The 23687-nt window shown below is 43.0% G+C and carries 19 protein-coding genes and 2 other RNA genes; 4 read left to right on the top strand and 17 right to left on the bottom strand.

Annotation, left to right across the window (positions count from 1 at the left end):
* The first annotated feature begins 44 nt into the window (after positions 1–44).
* The 3 genes from V7D18_RS16675 to V7D18_RS16665 all read left to right on the top strand — a co-directional run bounded on the left by V7D18_RS16675 (position 45) and on the right by V7D18_RS16665 (position 4008).
* Positions 45–905, top strand: a complete 861-nt coding sequence (locus V7D18_RS16675) for a DUF6282 family protein (protein WP_426155755.1) — start codon at positions 45–47, stop codon at positions 903–905.
* A gap of 38 nt (positions 906–943) precedes the next feature.
* Positions 944–2239, top strand: coding sequence for an SLC13 family permease (locus V7D18_RS16670; RefSeq protein ID WP_426155754.1), 1296 nt, complete (start codon positions 944–946; stop codon positions 2237–2239).
* Between the two features lie 77 nt (positions 2240–2316).
* Positions 2317–4008, top strand: coding sequence for a HAMP domain-containing methyl-accepting chemotaxis protein (locus V7D18_RS16665; protein WP_426155752.1), 1692 nt, complete (start codon positions 2317–2319; stop codon positions 4006–4008).
* Between the two features lie 118 nt (positions 4009–4126).
* Here the strand turns inward: V7D18_RS16665 and rnpB are convergent.
* The 16 genes from rnpB to V7D18_RS16585 all read right to left on the bottom strand — a co-directional run bounded on the left by rnpB (position 4127) and on the right by V7D18_RS16585 (position 21984).
* Positions 4127–4472, bottom strand: an RNA gene (gene rnpB / locus V7D18_RS16660) — RNase P RNA component class A.
* A gap of 40 nt (positions 4473–4512) precedes the next feature.
* Positions 4513–6174: a nucleoside kinase gene (locus V7D18_RS16655; RefSeq protein ID WP_426155751.1), complete on the bottom strand. Its 1662-nt coding sequence runs from the start codon at positions 6172–6174 to the stop codon at positions 4513–4515.
* Positions 6175–6185: 11 nt separating this feature from the next.
* Complete coding sequence (locus tag V7D18_RS16650) at positions 6186–7007, bottom strand: Nif3-like dinuclear metal center hexameric protein (RefSeq protein ID WP_426155749.1); 822 nt, start codon at positions 7005–7007, stop codon at positions 6186–6188.
* A complete protein-coding gene (locus V7D18_RS16645; protein WP_426155748.1) occupies positions 6985–7695 on the bottom strand; it encodes a tRNA (adenine(22)-N(1))-methyltransferase in 711 nt (236 codons plus the stop codon). The genes V7D18_RS16650 and V7D18_RS16645 overlap by 23 nt, the downstream gene beginning before the upstream one ends.
* Positions 7696–7715: 20 nt before the next feature.
* Positions 7716–8882, bottom strand: a complete 1167-nt coding sequence (rpoD, locus tag V7D18_RS16640) for an RNA polymerase sigma factor RpoD (protein ID WP_426155834.1) — start codon at positions 8880–8882, stop codon at positions 7716–7718.
* A 72-nt stretch (positions 8883–8954) separates the two neighbouring features.
* Entirely contained in the window at positions 8955–10727 is a 1773-nt protein-coding gene (gene dnaG, locus V7D18_RS16635) for a DNA primase (RefSeq protein WP_426155746.1), read from the bottom strand.
* A gap of 50 nt (positions 10728–10777) precedes the next feature.
* Complete coding sequence (locus V7D18_RS16630) at positions 10778–11788, bottom strand: deoxyguanosinetriphosphate triphosphohydrolase (RefSeq protein ID WP_426155745.1); 1011 nt, start codon at positions 11786–11788, stop codon at positions 10778–10780.
* A gap of 87 nt (positions 11789–11875) precedes the next feature.
* Positions 11876–12706, bottom strand: a complete 831-nt coding sequence (locus V7D18_RS16625; protein WP_426155743.1) for an AraC family transcriptional regulator — start codon at positions 12704–12706, stop codon at positions 11876–11878.
* 72 nt (positions 12707–12778) lie between these two features.
* The gene (locus tag V7D18_RS16620; RefSeq protein WP_426155741.1) at positions 12779–14482 is read right to left on the bottom strand and encodes a S8 family peptidase; all 1704 of its coding nucleotides are present in this window, start codon (positions 14480–14482) and stop codon (positions 12779–12781) included.
* 46 nt (positions 14483–14528) lie between these two features.
* Positions 14529–16805, bottom strand: coding sequence for a SpoIID/LytB domain-containing protein (locus tag V7D18_RS16615; protein ID WP_426155739.1), 2277 nt, complete (start codon positions 16803–16805; stop codon positions 14529–14531).
* A gap of 9 nt (positions 16806–16814) precedes the next feature.
* Positions 16815–18047, bottom strand: a complete 1233-nt coding sequence (locus V7D18_RS16610) for an AI-2E family transporter (protein WP_426155737.1) — start codon at positions 18045–18047, stop codon at positions 16815–16817.
* Between the two features lie 99 nt (positions 18048–18146).
* A non-coding RNA gene (gene ssrS / locus V7D18_RS16605) (6S RNA) lies at positions 18147–18325 on the bottom strand.
* A gap of 84 nt (positions 18326–18409) precedes the next feature.
* Positions 18410–18673 carry a hypothetical protein gene (locus V7D18_RS16600; protein ID WP_314459891.1) on the bottom strand — a complete coding sequence of 88 codons (264 nt, stop codon included), beginning with the start codon at positions 18671–18673 and terminating at the stop codon, positions 18410–18412.
* Between the two features lie 30 nt (positions 18674–18703).
* On the bottom strand, positions 18704–19498 hold the full coding sequence (locus V7D18_RS16595) for a GNAT family N-acetyltransferase (protein ID WP_426155735.1): 795 nt from the start codon (positions 19496–19498) through the stop codon (positions 18704–18706).
* A gap of 84 nt (positions 19499–19582) precedes the next feature.
* Positions 19583–20227, bottom strand: a complete 645-nt coding sequence (locus V7D18_RS16590) for an HAD family hydrolase (RefSeq protein WP_426155733.1) — start codon at positions 20225–20227, stop codon at positions 19583–19585.
* 65 nt (positions 20228–20292) lie between these two features.
* Positions 20293–21984, bottom strand: a complete 1692-nt coding sequence (locus V7D18_RS16585; RefSeq protein ID WP_426155732.1) for a phosphoenolpyruvate carboxykinase (ATP) — start codon at positions 21982–21984, stop codon at positions 20293–20295.
* A 152-nt stretch (positions 21985–22136) separates the two neighbouring features.
* Between V7D18_RS16585 and V7D18_RS16580 the strand changes: the two genes are divergently transcribed.
* The gene (locus V7D18_RS16580; protein WP_426155730.1) at positions 22137–23102 is read left to right on the top strand and encodes a pectinesterase family protein; all 966 of its coding nucleotides are present in this window, start codon (positions 22137–22139) and stop codon (positions 23100–23102) included.
* A 60-nt stretch (positions 23103–23162) separates the two neighbouring features.
* Here the strand turns inward: V7D18_RS16580 and V7D18_RS16575 are convergent, their stop codons facing one another.
* A complete protein-coding gene (locus tag V7D18_RS16575; RefSeq protein WP_426155728.1) occupies positions 23163–23627 on the bottom strand; it encodes a YhcH/YjgK/YiaL family protein in 465 nt (154 codons plus the stop codon).
* Positions 23628–23687 lie beyond the last annotated feature (60 nt).

Below are 23687 nucleotides of genomic sequence, written 5' to 3'. Positions count from 1 at the left end.
CTACAAAACTCTATCGTTGCCAGATAAAAGAAAGGAGATGTTAAATGAGTAAGGTATCTTTAAGGGGTATCATTGATATGCACGTTCACTCAAATCCTGATATTCGTCACCGGGCTTATGACGATTTCGAATTGATGGAAGCTGCCATAAAGGTGGGTGCCAGAGCAATTGTAATTAAAACACACCAGGGCACAACCGTGGACCGGGCATACTTATGTAACCAGCATAACAAATTAACACACAACGGTGACAATGACTTCACCATGTACGGCAGCGTGACTTTAAACAGGCAGATTGGAGGAATCAACCCCGCTGCGGTTGAAAGCGGCTTAAAACTGGGTGCAAAAGTCATATGGCTTCCCACACAGTCTGCAAGAAATCATAAGCTCAAAATGAACCAGTCCACAGATGACTGCATTGATGTAATCAGAGATTCAAAAATTGTACCGGAATTAAGGGATATTTTTGAGCTGATTAAGGACTATAATGCAGTACTTGCAACAGCCCATATATCTCCGGAAGAGTGTTTTAAGGTTGTAGAAGCCGCCAGAGATGCAGGAGTTAAAAAAATAGTAGTAACTCATCCGGAATGGTGGCTTGTAGGCATGGATATTACTGATCAGGTACGCATTGTAAAAGATTACGGCGTAATTCTGGAACACTGCTTTGCCCAGCCTCTGGGAGGAGGAAAGTATAAAAGCAACCTGCCTGTGAATCTGGAAGCCATAAAAGAATGCGGATATAAAAATGTCATGGTCTCCACAGACGGCGGACAGGTAGAAAATCCAAACTGGGAAATTGCAATGGAACAATATATGCAGTATCTTGTGGATAACGGCGTACCGGACTCAGAAGTTACCCACATGACTCATACAATTCAGTCAGAACTACTTGAAATAACGTAAAATGAAAGTCAATAAAACAAAAAGAGGGGTTATGTTTTATGATAAACATATTAATCGTATCGGCAATTGCGCTTGCAATCATAATCGGGTACAAAACAGGCTTTAATACTGGTATCTTCGCAATTATATTCGCCTATCTGTTAGGCTGTTTTGCTCTGGGGTTAGCACCAAAAAAGGTAATTGGGGGATGGCCCGTTAATACCATGTTTGTAATATTCTCTGTTTCACTTTTCTATAACTTTGCTCTGGTAAACGGGACACTGGAAAAAACTGCCCGGTATCTGCTTTATGCCTGCCGCAGATTCCCTGGTCTTCTTCCCTTCGCTCTCTATTTTGCCAGCGCTGGAATCGCAGCATTAGGTGCGGGGTTCTTTACCGTTATGGCATTTATGGCACCAATTGCACTGTTAATCTGTGAAGAAGCGAAAATGGATAAAATGGTAGGAGCTGCAGCGGTTAACTGCGGTGCACTGTCTGGAGCAAATTTCATGACCAGCGGAAGCGGAATTGTATTCAGAGGGTTAATGGATGAAAATAATTATGCCAGTGTTTCATTTAACTATACTTCTGTAATCTTTATTGAGAGTGTCATCTTCTCTCTTTTACTGATCGTGATATTCCGCTTTATAACGCGGAAAAACAGAGAAGTTCAAAAAAATATGGTGTTTGAAAAGCCGGACCCATTTACTTCAAAGCAAAAAATCAATCTTATTCTGATCATTGTTATGATAACAGCTGTTCTGCTGTTCCCCATCCTGCACATGATCTTCCCGGATTCTGCCGCTGTAACATTTATTAACAGCAAAATAGATGTTGGTCTGACAGCCATTGCTTTTTCAGCAGCTGCTTTATTTTTAAAGCTGGCTCCTCAGGATGAGGTCATCAAAAAGGTTCCGTGGAATACCATTATCATGATCTGCGGTGTGGGCATGCTGATCAATGTAGCCATTGAGGCAGGTACCCTTGATTTAATGGCGTCCTGGGCAGGTTCCAGTCTGCCGGTTTATGTGGTTCCGGTGGCCTTCAGCCTGATCGGATCGGTAATGAGCTTCTTTTCCAGCACCCTTGGAGTTGTATGCCCTGCACTGTTTCCGCTGGTTCCTTCCCTGGCGGCTGCAACTGGAATCAATCCGCTGATCATTTTCAGCAGCATTGTAATCGGTGCACAGAGTTCAGCGATCTCCCCATTCTCTTCCGGCGGAAGTCTGGTTCTGGGTACCTGTACTACTGACGAAGAACGCACTGCCATGTTCCCCCGTCTTTTATTTGTTGCTGTACCTGTCAGTGTCATCTCTGCTACTATCTTTAATGTTATTGCGTCACTGTTTTTTTAAAATGAAAAAGCCTGCAGCCAGAATAATATCTTTATTTTGGCTGCTTATTTCTTACGTTACAAATGAAAGGATATCTTATGAAAAATTGGAAAATAGGTCAGAAAATCACAGCAGCATTTGGATTGATTTTTCTCCTGTTTATTATCTCAGCCCTGCTCTCCGGCAGGGGAATGAACAAATTATACACAACTTTTACATCGTTTTATAACCGCCCGTTTACAGTATCCAATGCCACACTGTATATCAGGTACGATTTACGTACAATTGAAAAAAACCTGATTCTGATTATCCAGAGCAAAAAAGGAGATGATATTTCCAAATGGGAAGATGAAATTAATCAATCAACAGCCCGGTTCAATGAAAAAACCTCACTATTGCAAAAGAACATGACACAACCGGAAAGTCAGGAAAAACTGGCGCATATTATCGATTCTCAGAAGGAACGCGATCAAATGATTAAGGAAATTATCGATTTGAGTAAATCAGGCAGCTCTGCCAATGCTTTTTGCATCTATATGGATTCCTTTGAACCAAGTTCAGCTTCTGCCAGTGACATTGCCGGTCAGTTAGAACAGGCAGCCATCAATCGTGCAAGCCAGTTTTATACAGATGGGAAAACGGAATCTGCAAGAATTTATACGGTTCTCATTCTGTTTACTACAATCACATTATCTGCCATTGTCTTATTATGCATCTGCCTGACTAAAAGCCTTACAGGACCAATCAGGGAACTGGAACTTGCTACCACTGCTTTGGCTGCAGGTGAATTAGACACTGATGTCACCTACCAGGCAGGAGATGAGCTGGGTGTTCTTGCTGACAATGTCCGGAGTCTTATTAAAACACTGAATCTCTACATAAACGATATATCCGGGGTGCTGAAAAAGATGGCAGACAAAGATATGACTGTTACAATCAGCATGGATTACAGAAAAAGTTTTTCACCCATACGCACCTCCATGGAAACAATCCTGCATTCCTTAAACCTTACATTAAATCATGTGCAGACTGCCTCACAGGAGGTCAAAAACGGCTCAGAACAGGTATCACAGGGTTCACAGATTCTGGCGGAAAATGCCATAGAGCAGGCCGATTCCGTTGAACGGCTTTTTGAAACAGTAAGCCATATATCAGGCCAGATCAAAGAGAACACTGACGGAATTTTAAAATCAAACGCGCTGCTGCTTGAAACACAGGAGGAACTCTGTACAAGCAATGACCGGATGATGGAACTGAATGCAGCCATGAAAGATATCTCCGATAACTCCAGTGAGATAGGCGGAATCATAAAAACAATGGAGAGTATCGCCTTTCAGACAAATATTCTTGCCTTAAATGCAGCCGTCGAGGCGGCCAGGGCCGGAGCTGCCGGAAAAGGATTTGCTGTCGTAGCTGATGAAGTACGCCGTCTTGCTTCCTTAAGTACTGAATCTGCCCAAAAGACACAGTATCTGATTGACCGCACTTTAAGTGCCATTATAAACGGAGCACAAATGGCTGATGATACCAAAGGTTCCTTAAATACTGTTCTCACTAAATCTGAGCAGTTAACCGGACTGATGAATAAAATCACCCAAGCTTCCTTATTACAGACTGCTGCTCTGGAAAAAATCAGTCATGAAATTAACCAGATTTCTACTGTTGTACAGACTACATCAGCCACAGCGGAAGAAAGCTCCGCTGCCAGCGAAGAACTGGCCGCAGAAGCAGAAAATTTAAATCAGCTTATTTACCAGTTCCAGCTGGATCCTTCATCAGACATTATATAGCAGTATTCTATTTTCCTGTAATATCGTCTGACAGCTTACCTGATTAAAAAAGAGGGTATCGCCAAAATCACCAGAAATGTGATACAGCGATACCCTCTGTTTATTGTTTTTATTAAATGCTTTGAGTAAGACGATAAGCCGGGTTATGTCGTTGAATGGCCATCTATCTAGGCCTGCCGTCGCCAGCAGGCTCAAGCGACCTACCCGGAAGCAGACGGGCCGCCTTATGCTTCCTGTTCGGTCTTGCTTCGAATGGGGTTTACATGGACCCCCCCTGTTACCAGGAGAGCGGTGGTCTCTTACACCACCTTTCCACCCTTACCGCAGATGCGGCGGTTTATTTCTGTTGCACTTTCCCTGGAGTCGCCTCCGCCAGACGTTATCTGGCATCCTGCCCTGTGAAGCCCGGACTTTCCTCACCTGCAGCCTTTCGGCTTTGCAGCTGCGGCCATTTGTCTTACTCAAAACCATATAATCTTATCATAGTTCAAGACATTTGTAAAGCTATACCTTAAAGCAGCTTCCTCCAATAAATTCTCTCACAATGGAGTTGCGTGGAATGTCTTCACTGTTGACTCCCAGAAAATAATCCAGGAATTTTAAAAGTCGTTTTGCTTCCATATATTCGGGTGATTCTCTGGGTATACCGAAAAGAAGCGGTTCCGCATACTGCTTTAATACGGATAATTCATATACGGTAGCCGAATTAAACATCATATCAGCGGATTCCTGGAACGGAAAAATATAAGCTTCCTCTCCCTCTCTCACAGTCGGCCACATACGTATGGTATCCTGGGCTGATGCACCTCTTGTTCTGGCATCCCGCACCATACGCCTTATGAGACGGCAGTCGGTAGTGGGAATCCGGTTGTGTTCGTCAATGTTTAACTGGGTAAGCGCGCTGACGTAAACACGGAATTTACTTTCTTTTGGAAGTGAATAGGATAATTTGTCGTTCAGACAGTGAATCCCTTCAATTACCAGAATATCATCATTCCCAAGCTTTAAATAATCGCCCCGATACTCCCGTTCTCCTGTTTTAAACTGGTACCTGGGCATTTCTACCGTTTCTCCGGCCAGAAGTGCCGTCATATCTTTATTAAACTGATCAATATCCAGGCATTCCAAAACTTCATAATTATAGCTTCCGTCTGGATTTTTCGGACTGTTCACTCTGTTTACAAAATAATCATCAACTGCTATTGGGTGAGGAATCATCCCCTGAGCCTTCAGCTGTACCGATAATCTGTGGGAAAATGTTGTCTTTCCTGATGAGGAGGGGCCTGCAATCATAACAAATTTTTTGCTGCGGTCAGCGCCGATCCTTGCTGCGATTTCAGCAATCTTTTTCTCCTGAAGCGCCTCCTGGATCAGGATCAGTTCATTGATATCTCCTGCAGCTATCACTTCATTTAACGCTCCGACATGTGAAACATTGAGACGTTCCCCCCATTTTACGCTTTCTTTTAATACCTGATAAAGCTTCTGCTTTTTTTCTGCTTCAAAAACAGGCACCTCCTGGGGATTCTCCTTTTGGGGAAGCATGAGCATAAATCCCTCATCGTAAGGAATGATATTAAAATATCGGATATATCCGGTATTCTGCACCATATAGCCGTAAAAATAATCTTCAAAACCGCCGATGCTGTATAAGTTAACGCGGGATACCCTGCGGTAGCGGAAAAGCCGTTCTTTGTCATACATCCGGTGCTTGTGGAACAGTTCTATGGCATCATCCGTATTAACGCTTCGCTTCATGATGGGGATTTTCTGATCAACATATTCTCTCATACGCGCCATCACACGGTTTAACAGTTCTTCTGTAAGCGGCGCTGTTCCATGAGGCTGAATGTAATAGCCTTTTCCCAGGGAAAAGTCCACCGTCACCTTTTCGATATTCTCTGATCCTGCCACATCATAAAATGCTTTCAGCATAAGGAAAATCGCACTTCTGTGATAGGTTTGTATACCCGGCTGATCTCTTCCGGTAAAAAAATGAAGGCTGCAGTCAAACTGAACTGTCTTATGAAGTTCTCTTAACTTTCCGTTGATGCCTACCAGAAGGATCTCATCGTCATACTGTGGCTGATACTCCTTCGCTATATCCTGGTAAGTCGTGCCAATTGGGTATTCCCTCTTCGTTCCATCTATTGTTACAATCGCCATTCTTTTCCTCCTTATAAAAATGTCTCAGGAAATCTCACGTCCGCCTTATAAATTTCCAATTCCTCTCCCGCTTTTTTCTTCAGAAAATCTTCCATGTAATCAAGGAAAAGATATTCCAGACCATAGTGACCTGCATCAATGACTGCCATATGGTTTGCTGCTGCATCAGTTCCGCTGTGATGTCCGATATCTCCTGTAATCAGTACTTCAACTCCCGCTTTCAGCGCAGGTTTTATCATGCTGGAGCCTGCGCCCGGACTGATTCCCACAAAAGTCACCGATTCTTTTATGTCCTGCTCACCGTATATGGTTACAAACGGAAGTCCGAACCGTTCCTTTACCAGTCCCGCCAGTTCCCTCACTGTCACAGGCTGTTCTAAATAACCGGTCTTTCCGATTCCATAGGCAGTCTCTGTAAAGCCTTCCGTGGTGTCTGTCTTAACAGTTCCTTCTATTTCCAGAACCTCCGTTTGCGTTAATCCCAGTATGCCCGCAGCTGCATCCGCCATACATCCGGGAGCCGCATCAAAATTGGTATGCATGGCATAACAGCAGATATCATTCTGTATCAGCTTTATCAGCCTCTCAGCAATAAAATCACTGTCATTAATCCGGTTTAAAGGCTTAAAAATTATGGGATGATGGGTTAAAAGAAGATCAGCCCCCCACTCCACTGCTTCTTCTATTGCTCTCTCATCCCCATCCAGGGCGATATACACCTTTTTTATCTCTTTTTTGCTCCGTCCCACAAGAAGTCCCACGTTATCCCAGTCACAGGCACAGGCGGCAGGTGCCAGTTTTTCCAGTATTTCAATCAGTTTGCTGCATTGCATCTTGTGCCTCCTTATTCCACTTCAGTTCCAGTTCCAGTTCTCCGATTCTGCTTTCTGCGTTTATTGTTCCGCTTGATTTTAAACCTTTTAAAATCTGGCGAAGCGTTATCTGTTCTTTCTTTAAGTATTCCTTTAAAACAGGATCTCCTGACTTCAGTAAATCCCTGCCGTATCGATACTCCAGTTCCGGATTCAGATCGCTTAAAACAGAAGCTTCTCTGGTAACCCCCATGACGGAATAATATTTTCCGTCCTCTTTTATCATAGTCTCTCTCCCGATAGAAAATTCATGCTCTATCAGAAACTTACGTACTTTATAAAGTTCAGAATGAGGTGACAGAACCCAGTATGAGATACTGTCCCATAAATGCCGCCCCTCTTCCAATATATGTATGATCAGTTCTCCGCCCATGCCGGCAATGACAACGCAGTCTGCCTGATTTTTCTCTAACTTTAAAAGTCCGTCGCTTAAACGGACTTCAACCAAATCTTCCAAGCCCGCCTCTTTTATGTGAGTCTGGGCCCTTAAAAGAGGCCCTTTTCTCACATCCATGGCAATGGCTGATTTTGCAATGCCTTCCTGCACTAAGTGAATCGGGATATAGCCATGATCAGTTCCTACATCAGCCACATGGCTGCCTTCTGGAACAAATGAAGCGATCACTCCCAAACGTTTTGATAATTTCATAGTAAACTCCGTTTTGTTTCTTAATCGTCCAGATAATCTTTCAGCTTTTTGCTTCTGCTGGGATGGCGCAGTTTTCGCAAAGCCTTCGCTTCAATTTGTCTGATCCGTTCTCTTGTAACATTAAACTCTTTTCCCACCTCTTCGAGAGTCCTGGGGCGCCCGTCGTTTAAACCAAACCGTAGTTTTAACACTTTCTGTTCCCGCTCTGTTAAGGTATCAAGCACCTCCATGAGCTGTTCATGAAGCATGGTAAACGTAGCCGCGTCTGCAGGGACCGCCACCTGATCATCCTGAATAAAATCGCCTAAATGGCTGTCCTCTTCCTCACCGATCGGCGTTTCCAGAGAAACCGGCTCCTGGGAAACTTTCATTATCTCCCGCACCCGCTCTACCTGCATATCTGCCCTTGCTGCAATCTCTTCCGGCACAGGTTCCCTGCCCAGTTCCTGCAAAAGCTGTCTGGATACACGAACCAGACGGTTAATGGTTTCCACCATATGAACAGGAATCCGGATTGTACGGGCCTGGTCTGCAATGGCACGGGTAATCGCCTGTCTGATCCACCAGGTCGCATAAGTGCTGAACTTATATCCTTTTCTGTAATCAAACTTTTCAACCGCCTTAATTAACCCTAAGTTTCCTTCCTGTATCAGATCCAGGAACTGCATTCCCCGGCCGACATATCGCTTGGCAATGCTGACTACAAGGCGGAGATTGGCTTCTGTTAATCTCTGCTTGGATTCTTCATCCCCCAGCTCAATTTTTTTAGCGAGCTCAATCTCATCCTCGCTGGAAAGAAGAGGGACTTTACCGATTTCCTTTAAATACATGCGGACAGGATCTTCTACACTGACACCTTCAGGAACAGATAAATCGATACTTTCCATATCGATTTCTTCCTCTTCCTCGATGTCCTCTTCCAGAAAAAGATCTTCGTCTAAATCCAGTTCTTCCCCGCTGATGGAAAGCACGTCCACCTTGCTGTTCTCCAGAAAATCATAGATCTGATCCAAACGGTCGGAATCTAAATTTTCTCCTGTAAAGAAATCAAGTATTTCCTGATTTTCCAGAACATTTCTCTTCTTTCTCGCTAATAAGAGGAGCTGATTTAACTTCTCCTCAAATGCTGCTGACTCTTCCTGCCTGCTGCCAGCCTGTTCCTCTTCTGTCTTTCCTGAACCCACCATCTTATCTGCTGTCTTCTTAACATTCTCGTCCATGTTTTTCCATCCTTCCACAGCCTGCCTATAGTGTACACCCTAATCCAGCGAAATATTCAAATCCCTCAGCGCAGCCTGTTCCTTTATAATTCTTTGCAGTTCTTCTATCCCTGCTGCATGACGGCTGGCATGATCCAGACTGTTTTTTTTCACTTTCATTATTGTTTCCGAAAACGCTTTTTTCTGTTCTTCATTATCAAGAGACTCTTTTAAGCTCGCATGGAAAAGACCTGCGACAGTCCGGTATTGATCCTCATCATCGATGAAATGATTTAAAATCTCGGCCGGATTCAGTGTTCCGGCAGCGTGTCCGTCAAAAACCATCTGTGCCACCTTATGATACAGTTCTTCTATAAAATCATCAGGAGTAATGACTCCTTTAATCTTATCAAATAGTACAGGATTTTCAATCAGCCAGGTTAACAAAAGCCTTTGAGACTGCATAACACCATCTTCTTTTTCTTTTTTGCGCTGATTCTTTCCGTTTTCCTCTTCTTCTCCCCTCACGGAAGACCGGACCGGCCCCAGTGCAGCACCCAGCCGGTTCACCAGGCGCTTTAAATCCTGGTAATTAATGAAAAATTCTCTGGATACAGCCTCTAAATAGTTTTCCCTCTCAAGCGCTTCAGGAAATTCCAGAAGTTTCCTTGCCGTCTGATTGTAAAACTCTGTTTTCTGCTCCGGATCATCCATCTTATAATTTTTTTTCAAAACTTCAATTTCAAAGAGAAAACTGTTTCGCGCCTCTTCAATTCTCTTTCTGAATTCATCGGCTCCAAGATTCTTTATAAATTCATCCGGATCCTTATAGGGCTCCATGTTTAGAACGCGAATGGACATCCCCACTTCCCGTAAAATGGGAATCGCCCTCAGTGCCGCTTTCTGTCCGGCTCCGTCACTGTCATAGGTAAGGATTACTTTATCCGTATACCGTTTTAAAAGCTGGGCATGCTGGGTGGTAAATGCCGTTCCTAATGAAGCTACCGCATTGGTAAAACCGGCCTGGTGCATGGCGATCACATCCATATACCCTTCACAGATCAATATGTATTTTTCCCGTGACAGTCTGGCATAGTTCAGTCCGTATAAGTTTCTGCTTTTATCAAACAGCTTTGTCTCCGGAGAATTTAAATATTTCGGTTCCCCGGCTCCCATGACTCTCCCGCCGAAACCGATGACCCGGTTATTCACATCCATAATGGGAAACATCACCCGGTTCCAGAACTTATCATGGCTTCCCTTTTCTTCAATTGTCACAAGTCCTGACTGCTTTAAAATAGTATCGTCATACCCTTTGCCTCTTAAGTAGCGGTATAGATCGTCACTGGTTTTATTGGAATATCCAAGCCCGAAGCGGACTATGGTTTCATCACTCAGCTGTCTGTCCCTTAAATACCGGTAACCGGCTTCTCCCTGAGGATTCTTCAGCTGGTAATAAAAATAGCTGGCAGCCAGCTTGTTCATCTCCAGAAGAGAGGCCTTTAAATCTTCCTGCTCCCTCGCCTCTTTGCTGTATTCTTCAACCGGCAGTTTTACTCCCGCACGGTCTGCCAGCATCTTAAAGGCTTCTGAAAAGGAATAATTCTCATATTCCATAATAAAAGTAATAACATTGCCGCCTGCACCGCACCCGAAGCAGTAATACATCTGTTTGGCCGGTGAAACGGAAAAGGAGGGAGACTTTTCGTTATGAAACGGGCATAAGCCAAAATAATTACTGCCCTTTTTCTGCAGTTTCACGTATCCTGATACGATATCCACAATGTCATTCCTCATCCGGACTTCTTCAATTATATCTTCCGAATATCGCATAAAGCCTTCTTCCTCCTTTCACAAAGATTCTTGATAGAAATGCTTATTTGTCAAATTGCTTTCCATGCCTTTGGTACAAACAGTTCTTCAAACCGGTCAATGGCATAGCTGTCACTCATTCCGGCAATATAATCACAGACTGCCCGCTCTTTGCTTGCATCCTTTTTTTCCATCAGAAACCTGTATTCTTCCGGGAGCCTGTCCGGATGTTCCATATAATACTCAAAAAGCATGGCGATCATCTTCTGGGCTTTTCCTTCTTCTGCTTTGGGAATCTCATTCTTATAAACATGCTGAAACATCCAGGTTCTTAATCCCTGCATGGCGGCTTCCATATCAGGAGACATGATGATATCATTCTTCTCATAGCTGTTGTGAATGATATCATGAATGAGATTATTCAGCCTTTCCCTTACACTATGTCCTAAAATATCTGTATAGCAGGCAGGAAGGTCCTCTTCCACAAACATCTTTGCCCGGATTGCATCATCAATGTCGTGGTTAATGTAGGCTATTTTATCAGACAGCCGGACAATCGCACCTTCTAAAGTTGCCGGATGTCCGCTGGTCCGGTGATTCAAAATTCCATCTCTCACTTCCCATGTAAGATTTAAACCCATTCCGTCTTTTTCCAGGATTTCAACAACCCGCACGCTCTGCCTGTAATGGGCAAATCCCTGGGAACAGATCTCATTGAGAACTGCTTCCCCAGAATGGCCAAACGGCGTATGTCCCAGATCATGACCCAGAGCAATCGCCTCTGTCAGATCTTCATTCATACGAAGTGATTTGGCTATGGTTCTTGCGATCTGGGAAACTTCCAGCGTATGTGTGAGCCTTGTCCGGTAATGGTCACCTTCCGGTGCCAGAAACACCTGGGTCTTGTGTTTCAGTCTTCGAAATGCTTTACAGTGAATGATTCTGTCACGATCCCGCTGATATGCGGTGCGGATATCACAGGGTTCTTCTTCCCGTACTCTGCCTCTGGTGTTCTTGCTAAAAGCAGCATAAGGACTTAAATAAGCTTCCTCCCACTGTTCTGTGGATTCTCTGATATTCATTCGATCACATCCTTCGCAAAGTTATGGTACATTATATCATATTTTCAGTAATTTTAACACCCTATATTAAATTATTTGCATTACACATTACCTGGTGCCGCTGATATGCTTCCTGTACTCACTGGGAAGACATCCATACCTCTTTTTAAACGCTTTGGCGAAAGCCCTGCTGTCTGGAAATCCATGTTTCATGGCAATTTCTCCAATTTCATGATCGGTTCCCATCAGTTCACGTACCGCATACTTGACACGCAGGTCAATTAAAAAGGTGCGGTAATTGACCTGTGCATACTTCAAAAAGATCCTTGATAAGTAAGTGGGACTAAATCCAAAGCGCAATGCCACCGAATCCAGTTTTAAATCCTGATCATAATTCTCTCTCATGTACTGGGTTACATCTGAGAGCTTATCAAGCTGCTTTTTCTGGCGGATAACCTCCTTATCCATATTTTCCGTTTTAAACTCCGTAACCAGCAGATATAAAAGCTGGTAAAACTGGCTTTTTACCTGAAAACTATAACCGTATTCCTGTTTTTCATATACGAAAAAAAGAGAAGTCACAAGATCCTTCAGCTTTCGGTTTGCCTCTTCTCCTTTTTTTTCAAAATTTACATAGGAATCTTCCCCCATGTAATCTTCAAAGGTTTCTCCTGGAATCTGCACAACAATGGTAATATTGGGATTAGGGCACTCGATAGAATGAACTTCATTGGAATTGACAAGTACAAATTCATCTCTGGTCAGCTTTAAATGAGTGTTATTAATGTAAAAATCAATTTCTCCTTCCAGTACCAGAAAAATCTCCACAGAATGGTGCCAGTGCTTTGTCACTTTATAGTTTCCTTCCCTGCCTTCAAAAATAAACAGCCGGAAGGGAAGGTCATTATTGGGAATGACCAGTTCATGCCTGATTTCCATTTCACACCTCCAAAATGTACTGTATCCATTATAGAACATTTCTGCCTGTTGTCCAATGGATTTTCTTTCGTTTTAAACAGGAAGGCTGTCGCTGACACATAAAACGCCATATCCAAGTTCAGGGTTGGGATACTGGGTAATACCGGGAAGCTTTCTTGTGCCGCGGATCAGATAAGCTTTTATTTTTTCCCCAAAAAGGAACGGATCTCTGCCATCTACGATTCCCCATTGCATCAGAAGGGCTGCGCTTCCTGTTACGAAAGGCGTGGCAAAGGAGGTTCCTGTAACAGGATCGTACCCGCCTCCGGCATATGCCGCAATAATCCCTACTCCAGGTGCTGCCAGGTCAGGCTTTACCTGATTTGTTCTTCTTGTGTAACCTCTTCCTGAAAAATCAGCATAGGACTGATACGTATCATCATAGGCTCCTACCGAAATAACCTTTGTTGCTGTAGACGGAATGGTCAGTGTGGTTTCAGGCGTTGCCCGCAAAAAGCGGGTGGACTGATTTAACACGCCGGAAGACGGAAGCCAAAGATCGTATTTTCCTTCCACAATCTGTCTTGGTGTCAGCCGGAATTTCCAGATCCCGCTGTCAATATACGTTTCAGCAGGAAGAAAGTCTAAGTAAATCTCCTGTGCCACACTGTATGGACCCGGTTTCCCATAATACAAAAGAATCTGGGTGTTTCCGTACCTGATGGTCTGAGGTCCCAGTCTGCTGCTGATGGGACCAATTACTTCCCCGGACGGGGTGATAATGCTGATATCAAACAGATCTGCATAGGACTTCCAGAGCTGAACACTGAAGCTCTGCTGAAAGGCTCCCACGCTGAGTTCGATCTCCTGGGGACTTGCCATGGTTAAGGTACCGGATATATGTCCCCCGCCAACCCCCTCATTGCCCGTACCAACCACAATTACGGATTTTCCATAATTGGAGATATCATCGAGAAATGTTTCCAGCAGACTGGTTCCGTCATGGGATCCATAGGTATTGCCAAAGCTTAAGTTAATGGCAATTGGCATCTGTAATTCAACAGCTTCCTTCACAGCAAAATTAACTGCCCGCATAAGTTCTGTTGTTCTTGGAAACCCGCCTTCCTGAGGCACTCCAAGTTTCACCACTAAAAGAGGACTTTCATACGCAACGCCTCTGTACTGCCCCCGGTTCTCCCTTCCGTTTCCTGCCGCAATTGAGGCTACTGCAGTACCGTGGCCGCTGATATCAACAGACGGAACCAGCTTATTCGCCTCAATTCTGCTTCCTGTTGCCAGCGCTGCATCAATCTCCTCTTTCGTAAATACCCGGTTAAGCGTCTGATCCCATAACTTTAAAATCCGGGTTGTTCCGTCTGCATTACGGAAATCATCATGATAGTAATCAATCCCTGAATCAATGACAGCTACAATAACGCCTTGCCCAGTCAGATTATTGGTCCCCTGTTGGACAAGATTGACACAAGAGGCCGCTTTTGCCTGATTCACGGCAAAAAACAGCCTCTTTGGTTTCTCCACATATTCAATCTGCGGCAGATCGCTTAACTGATCAATGTAAGACTCCGGTACATTTAAGATCGCATACTCATTTATCATCTGCTCCACCCGGATTCCCACCTGGGTAAGTCCGCTGATATCCCCGGAATGCTTTACAATTACATCCCACGTCTGTTCCTCTGGATTATATCCTACATTTAAATTACCTGATTTTTCCCGCTCCTCCGGAGTGGAACTGAGAGCGAGATTCAGCAGGTTCTCCAATTTCTGATCCTGCATATGTCATCCTATGGTTTTTTTACATTCTACGCAGGATGAGTCATTCTCATTCCTTTACACTGTCTGCCTCACATACCCGGACCTCATGATAAAAGAACTGAAGGATATCCTCATAGGATTTTCCTTCCTTAGCCATCGCCTGAGCTCCGTTCTGGCTCATTCCTACTCCATGGCCAAAGCCGCCTCCATAAATATGGAACGTGGTGATGTTCTTATCATCAACACCCTGATTTTCTATGGCAATATAGGCACTGGGAAGAGAATCGAAATTTTTCATCTGGGTTCCGTCTTTTTTGGTAATTGTCATATATTTATTGCCAAGCTTTGCTCTGACCTGCCCCTCACCGCTTATGGTCATGACTCCTTCTGAACCTTCGACTCTTAGTTTTTTTACAATACCGCCCACACCCCGTTCAACCACTGTAATATTTAAGATAGAGCCTACTTCTGTTATTTCTTCCTCCAGCTGCCTGTTAGTAACAGTGGTCTCCCACCGGTACATGGGGAAAGAGGAATCATAAGCCGGATAATCTTTATTCTTTATAAATTCTTCGAAATCAGAATTGGTGGACAGATTTAACACTGTTCCTCCATCCTGAAGCAGTCCTCCATCTAAATAGGGGTATTGGGATGGATCTCCTCCCCATACGCTTCCATCAGTTGTGTGTCCGCAGGAAGTGGAAAAATAAAACGCTTCTATGGGCGTATCTCCGTAAAAGAGCAGCTTGCCATAGGTTTCCCGAACCGCATCCTCTGTCTTTACAGCCGCAGGGAGGTTGTTGTATACCTGAAAACGTGTGCTGTCATCCACATGAGCACCATATTTGCTGTAGGTATTGCTCTGGATCTGTCGGTATGCATAGGTTCTTGCGCACACGGCCTGGGCTTTTAATGCTTCTTTTTCATAGCTGTCGGGCATCTCACTTGGCACAACTTTTGTTAAGTAATCCTCCAGATACAGTTCATTAATCAGAAGCAGTCCGTCTGTATCCTTCCTGATCTCAATCGTTCCGTTATAAGAAGGAGTCCCATAGGAACGGTTTATGGAATTCACCTCTATGGAACCGCCCTTTTCAAGGGGGGCTGCTACAATTCTTCCGCTTTTTAACCTTTCATCCGAAGGTTCTATAATCACCTCCGCCCCTGCCGGTATCTGAACTGTCTCTTTGTCATAGGTCAGTGTTAAGCCTGTCTTGGAAGACAGTGTCACCGAAGGATGAAAAATCGACTGAAAGTTCGTGTTCATAAGGAGTACCCGAATGGTCTTTGCATCGAATTCACGGACAAGTAAAGCGGCGCAGATCTTTCCATGGGCTACAACAAAATCCTGTATATCATACCCGACTAAAATATCAGAAACGGTCCGTTCTTCAAATTGTCCATATAAACGGTATACTTTAAAATCCTTATCAAACTTCAGTTTACCATAATTTTCAATTTCTATGGAAGTATCGGTAATAGCAAGTACCTTTCCTGAGATTCTCTTTTTCTTAAGCGTAACTTTCTGAAGATTTCCTCTCTTAAGACTTAAATCTGCCAGATTGTTAACAAGGTCCTGTGCCTGCCCCAAAGAGGCATCCAGAGGAAACGTTCTGACTGCAGAACCAAAATGCACCTGAAATGTCTCATTATCGCCGGCGGTCAGCCAGACGTTTTTGTATGTAACAGAATCGCTTACGATTTCTTTTAAGGAAATGATCTCGCTGCCTTTTACCAGTATCTTCACTTCCCAGTCTATATAGGAATCCAGACTGATTCCTTCAAATCCAAATGTTCCTTCGCTGGTATAGGCAGTCCACGAGGAAGAAGGCCTTATGTTCGAAGGGGTTCCATAAAGAAGAACATCCATTGTTTTTATCTGATTTTCTTTATCAAGCGCCTTCGTTAAATCTTCAAACAGATACCACCATTCATCAGCGGTTATATGTTTATTCTTATTCTTCTTTCCTGCATGAATACTCTTTCCAGAACCAGGGACCAGCGCTTCTGCAAGGCTTTCTGCCTCCTGATAGGTCAAAAGGCCCTGGGCAGTCTCCTCATTTGCAGGCATAAGGTCTGTATCAAGATAGCCATTGGCATATAAATAATCCATATATTTCACATACCAGACGTTCTGATCCTGTTTGGAGAAATATTGCTGTTTCTGATTCTCCGGCATTTTTTCCAAGCTTTCTCTGTCTGTAAGAAGGAGAGCTGCTGACTTACATGCCAGCCCCCTTGAAATCCCCTCCGGCTCCGGCTCATTCATCAATATAATGATAATAAGAAATATAACCAGAAGAGGAATACCGACGACAAACCCGATCAATGACTTTTTATTCATGCGCTCCTCTTATCTCATATATGTTTTTTTCTCTTCTTCAATCCGGTCCAAATTTAAATAGTCTTCTGTTTTCAAAGAGAGTTCTTTCTTTGACAGCGACCGGTTTACCATTCTGGTAATCACACTGTAGATCACTGCAAATGTGGGCACTGCAATGATCATTCCAACAAATCCGAACAATCCTCCAAAAAGAAGAATGGAAAACAGAACCCAGAAGCTTGGCAGCCCTGTAGAATCACCAAGAATCTTAGGACCCAGAATATTCCCGTCAAACTGCTGAAGCAGCAAAATGAAAATCAGGAAATAGAGACACTTTACCGGACTGACCAAGAGTATTAAAAATGCGCTTGGAACCGCTCCGATAAAGGGACCAAAAAACGGTATTACATTGGTGACACCCACAATTACGCTTACTAACAGTACATACGGCATCTTCATGGCATTGAGCAGTACAAAGCACATGATTCCGATAATTAAGGAATCCAGAAGCTTGCCGGTAATGAATCCTCCAAAAACCCGGTGTACAAAGCGAACTTCTTCAATGGCCTGATTCGCTGTTTTTAAAGAAAAAATACTGTAAATAATCTTTTTCCCCTGAGCGGAGAGAGTCTCTTTGATATTAAGAATATATACCATTACAATAACACCAATTAAAATATTCTTAAATACCATTACAACACTTAAAAGACCGCTGGATAAGCTGCCGATTAAGGAAGACATATTGGGAACAAGATCCGTAGTCATCCAGTTCTGGAGCCGGCTTGCGACCTGATCGTAATAAGGGATTATGAATTTCTCAAACGATGGGTTATCCTGAAACATCTTTTGAAGTCCCAGTGCAATGTTGTTGATATTCTCCCCGAAATTATCCTGTATTCCCATAATGCTTGTATATATTTCAGGTATGATCATTGAGAAAAGTCCTATGACAATCACAAACAAAAAGATCAGACTGACCATGGTGGCCACTGCCCTTGAAATGGAACGGACTGTTTTTTTGCTGTGAAACACTGCATTCAGAAGGCGTGCCGAAATATCTCTTGATTTGTTATAAACCGGCAATAAAAGATATGCCAGCACTGCGCCATAAATGACAGGCATTAATATTTCAACAATCAGACGTATGGTACCTTTTACCGCTTCAAACCTGGAAAGAAAAAAGGCAAATGCAATGCTGAGTGCAATTACTGCAAGGGCAGTTACACCCCAGCAGACGTAACTGCGATATTTAAAATCCTTCATGTTCATCTCCTATGTGGTTCCTGTTATTAAATGTCATATCATACTTTACCATATTTTACCATAAAGTTAAAGCAGCGATTTCTCGCTGCTTTTTTCTTTTGTAACCCCAAAATGCCGGTTCTTACTTATTGACGCCTAGCTAAGCTAGGTGGGCAACCTCACTCAGGCATCTGCCTTCCACTACTATGGAGGCCTGACATCCGCCTGAAAATATTGGAATCCCTAATGTCATAATGTAGGTTCAAAAAAGGTAAGATTATCGTACATCTCAGGAATTACATTCACTATTTTCTATGGCTTCAGTATACAACAATTCCAAAGAATTTTCAAGTTCCTTTTCCTGTCAGTTTTTTTAATGCTGATCAGAAAACAATATTCTTACCGCCAAGGAGTCTTCCATGTTCCACGTATAAATCCAGACGATTTAACAGGGAATCACAGGATTCTTCCTGAATAATCAGTTCAACCGCTTCAGCAGTTACCAGGGAAAGAACAGATAAAAGTGATTTCGCATTCACGATACAGTCTCCATCCACCAATTCCATCTTTTCTTTGCACTTACCGGCTATGGTTACAAATTCCAATATGGAATCCATGCCCCAGAAACCGATTCTCACCTTTTTCATCTGCTGTAATCCTCCTGATTTTTCTTGCGTCTAATACAGTCCGTTCTCTAAATTTCCCAGACTGTATACCTGATATTCTTTTTCAAAAATATAGCCAAGCTTTTCCGCCAGTCCGGCGGCAGGGATGTTGTCCGCATCCCAGCTTGGAAAAATCTTCTGTTTTAAACAGGATAAGATTAAACCTGCACTGCATGCCAGAGCAAGTCCCCGGCGCTTATACTCCTTATGAGTCGCAACTTTCACCACGAGCTTCTCTTCACTGATCTCATACGCTAAACAGCCGGATACCAGCCTTTCACCGTCCAGTGCTGCAAAACCAAATCCGTAATGAATAAAATCTTCCCTGCTTTCAAAATTAGAACAGATTTCCCTGCTCCACTCCGAATCCATCGCTTTCTCATAAAGCCCGGTATCAATTTTTCTAATCCGGATTCCCTCAGGAATGGATTTCAGATAATTAGTCAGCGCCTCTTGTGAAAAATAATTTTCATCTGTTCTCATAGCATAACGGGACATAATCCGGCAGCTGCCTGAGAACGTCTCTTCCAGCCATTCAGCCCAGCGTTCGTCAGATGGAGTAATAAAATCCTGGCTGCAGTTTTTAATCAGAATCTCTTTCAGTTCAAGTGCCTGCTCTCCCTTGGGACAAATCCCAGTCAGATACACAAAATTACCCGAATGAATCAAACAAAAGGACGGATTATCCCGTTGCGGGACCCAGACTTTTCCCATTCGCCCTTCTGCAGTGACTAAGGGGATCAAATCTCCTCTCATGCTGCAAAGTTCTCTGACAATCTGTCTCTCATCTCTTTCCAATTCAATCACAATAATTCTCCTTCCGCTCGTGCTTCGTCTGCCAAATTCCGATATCAAAAGGACTGTTTCCTGTTAAAAACCTAGTATAGCACACTAGAAAAGATTCTGCAAATCAAAAATTGATTCTGCCAGAAAATCTGCGCCTGCATCCAAAAGCTCCTGTCTGCTTCCATATCCATACAATACCCCGACAGATTCCATTCCAGACTCTTTCGCTCCGAAAATATCATGTTTTCTGTCGCCGATCATCACTGTTTTCGATAAATCACTGATTGCGCAGGTGTCCAGCACATAGCGGATTACATCCGCTTTTTTCACACGGATCTCTTCAAAATCCGCTCCTCCCATAAATTCAAAATAGGAATCCAGTTCAAAATGCTTTAAAATTTTTCTTACAAACAGCTCAGGCTTTGAAGAGGCAACGTAAAGCTTTCTGCCTGACTGAACAAGTGATTTTAAAACTTCTGCAGTTCCCTCGTATACTTTGTTCTCAAATATTCCCTTCGAGGAAAAATATTCCCGGAAGATCCCAACTGCCTTTTGGGCATCGGATTCTGAAAACCCATAGTATTCCATAAAGCTTTCTTTTAACGGCGGTCCGATAAAACAGCATAATTCATCGAGACTTTCCACCTCAATCCCAAACGCATTGAGAGCGTGGCGGACCGATTTTGTAATACCTTCTTTTGGATCGGTCAGAGTTCCATCCAAATCAAAAAGCAAATAATCTTTTTTCATAACATCTCCTCTGCTGACTTAAAAAACAGAGACGAAAAGGTTCCCCTTTTTCGTCTCTGCGGCAATTACTTCAATTGATTAACAACCTTCTGAATTGCTTCCAAAGCATCATCAGGAAGCTTGTCATATCCTTCTTTTGCAACTGACATATTGGCAACAAATTTCACACGGTCTTCCATGCGGGCCTTTAACTGTGCTGCATATTCGGGGTCGTTGAGATCCGGAACAAACCCTTCCCACTCAAAGATATCGATGTCTGTAAATGGTCCCCACTGTTTGAATTCTGCCTTCTTATCAACAATTGCTTCCAGAATTCCAAGTGTATCCTTAGGCTGAACCTTCTTGCCCATAAAATCACCTGTATTAATAATATAGCAGTCTACGTTCTTTTGTTCAACTAATTTTTTGAATTTTTCATAATCGTTGACAAGAGGATATGTTCTGAATGGATTTGCATAAGGAACAACTACCAGTGCGTTAGGATCTGCTCCCGGAGCAAGTCTTTCTGCAGAGGATCTCTTGGTTGCAAGAGTTGCGCCCATAACAGATGCAAGTGATGCTCCTTTTAATTTAACTACTGGCGGAATGGTAGGATCCTTCATAATCCAGAAAATTGCATTAACAGGAGATTCAATTTTATCCACACGGTTGGGTGACCACAATTTTGACTTGATTGCACGGCCGTTACCGTTCCTGATGTCTTCTGTAACAAGCTGAATCTTTCCATCCTCATCTAATGTACAGGAGCAGTTCTGAGCAGTCAGTAAGTATTTGTTATCCTCACAGCCGGTAGGATAATCCTGTGTCTTATCAAAATACGTAGGCTCAATTGCTACTGATGAGCAGGTGTCGGTATTGATGATAAAGGCATCATCATGAAGTACGGTAACACCATATTTGCCGCCGTGTTTTGCATGTGTAATGGTGGATTTACCGGATCCGGATAAACCAAATACAGATGCAACATATTTGGAACCATCAGAGAGAGTATACTCTTTCTGGCCGCCGTGGCAGGAAGCATAGCCGTTGCGGTTAGCAAGTGCCCATACCATGGTAAGCGTACCTTTCTTATGCTCTCCAAAATATCTCATACCGAGAATTGCAGCGCAGTTTTGTTCTGTGTTAAAGTAGCATAAACATTTAGGATCGCTTAAACAGGACAGATCAACACCAGGACGGTCGGAGCCGTTCCACTGCGGATCAGAGAAGATATAGATATCAGGCTCTTTTCCATCACCTACCGGTTTGGAAGCCTTATACATTTTAACATACTGATCAGACATATACTGGAAATTCAGCATCCAGTTATATAAGATATTTTCCTCGCCTTCCGGAATGAGAAGATGCGCCTTCACCATGTATTCGGGATCAAGACCAGCGAAAACCTCTGCATGATACATGGTTTTCCATCGTGTTTCATAAACTGCATCCATAACAACTTTGTCAAGAGCCCCACAGTTTACTCCTGGTTCACCGGCAATTCTTCTGGCAGTTGCATAACGTCCGGTGATCGCACCATCATTAAACAAAAGTACTTTAGCGTCCTTATCCAGACCGAATTCTTCTCCTCTATAAACGGGCATATCCGTAACTATGGTTCCAGGTGAGTTTTTTGCTAATTCATATGCCTCACGAAGCGTATTAACTTTAATAACGTTATTCCCATAGAAGGGTGCTTCAATAATTGAACGTGTTGTTGCAAATCCAGGTTTGCCTTTTCCAATTTCATTAATTGGGTAATAAGCTTTTGTTGACATATAAAAATCCTCCTTATAAAATCGAAATTTGATACCATTATCTCATTTTGTTAAGAAAAAGTCAATATTTTCTATTGCATTTTTCACAAAAATTGTTTATATTTAATGTGCATTATGCATCATGTATACAATAGCTAGAAAGAAGGTCAAATATGATACACATTTCAAAAGATGGCACCGGTGATTTCGATAGCATACAGAAAGCACTTGACTCATTGCCAAAGAATAATACTGACGAACAGGTCCTTTATATTCACAAAGGAGTCTATGAGGAACAGATTACAATTACAGCTCCTCACGTAACCTTTCTTGGCGAGGATAAAAACAATACCATTCTCTCCTATGGTTTATATGCACGCATGCTTATGGAAGACGGCATGAAACGCGGTACTTTCCGAACCTATTCCTGTTTCATCGATACTTATGATTTTACAGCGAAAAATATTACTTTTGAAAACAGTGCAGGGAAAGGAACTGATGTGGGGCAGGCCCTGGCTGTTTATGCAGACGGCGACCGTCTCTCATTTGAAAACTGCCGTTTTCTGGGCAATCAGGATACCCTCTTTACAGGACCGCTGCCGCCAAAGGAGATTGAACCCAACGGATTCATCGGGCCAAAGCAGAACGCCCCACGGATCAATGGCAGGCACTACTATAAAGACTGCTATCTGGAGGGAGATATTGATTTCATCTTCGGAGGAGCCACTGCCTATTTTGAGAACTGCACATTTTTTTCTAAATATACCGGAAATGAAATCAGCAGCTATGTAACAGCAGCATCAACTCCGGAAGGCCAGGAATATGGTTATGTAATGGAAAACTGCCGTTTTGAGGGCAACTGTCCTCCTGATAACGCTTATTTAGGAAGACCGTGGAGAGAATTTGCCAGGACCGTTTTAATTAATTGCTACATCGGCGACCACATCTGTAAGGAAGGCTGGCATGACTGGAACAAGGAAGCTGCCCATAAGAATGCCTTTTATGCAGAATACGGAAGCTTCGGACCCAAGGGAAGCATGGAGAGCCGGCCTGACTGGATATACAGACTAAAGGAATCGGATCTTTCAAAATATACAAAAAAAGCTGTCTTATCAGGAACTGACGGCTGGAAGCTTTAAAAAAATGGGATTCTGTTCCTTATCTTAGAACAGAATCCCGTTTTCATTCTATTTGACTTTTTAGTTTTCTTTGATTTTAACAATTACTTTCTTAATGGGAGCTGGTTCACCGGCTGCAGCCTTGGGCTTATGACCATCCCAGGGATTAAAAATCATATATTCTCCAGACTTTACTACCGCCTTTAAGCCTGGATTTTCATTGTCGTAAAATACAACATCTTTTTCATCGTTATATGGTACCTTTACATTCAGTTCATCAATTCTTGCATAGGTCATAATCTCAGAACCGCAAATCACATACTGAATATCTGTATAATTATGGTGAGCTTCATACTTCGCCTCTTCCCATGGAATTGTTGTATATTCTACTACATTGGCAAATACATTCTTGCCGTCAATCTCATATTTACCTGGCTCCAGTTTCTCCAGATCAGTATTCTTAAGAAAATCCACTGCCTTGGCATACCGGCCTTCCACACCAAGGTTTCTGTAAAAATCAAGGTTTTTTGCTGTGTCAAAAATCATATGAATACTCTCCTTTTATGTATCAGTATAGTTTATCAAACTATAGTATACACCTAAAGA

The sequence above is a fragment of the Lacrimispora sp. 38-1 genome (assembly GCF_049890855.1).
GTDB lineage: Bacteria > Bacillota > Clostridia > Lachnospirales > Lachnospiraceae > Lacrimispora.
This window is presented reverse-complemented; position numbering and strand designations above follow the sequence as displayed.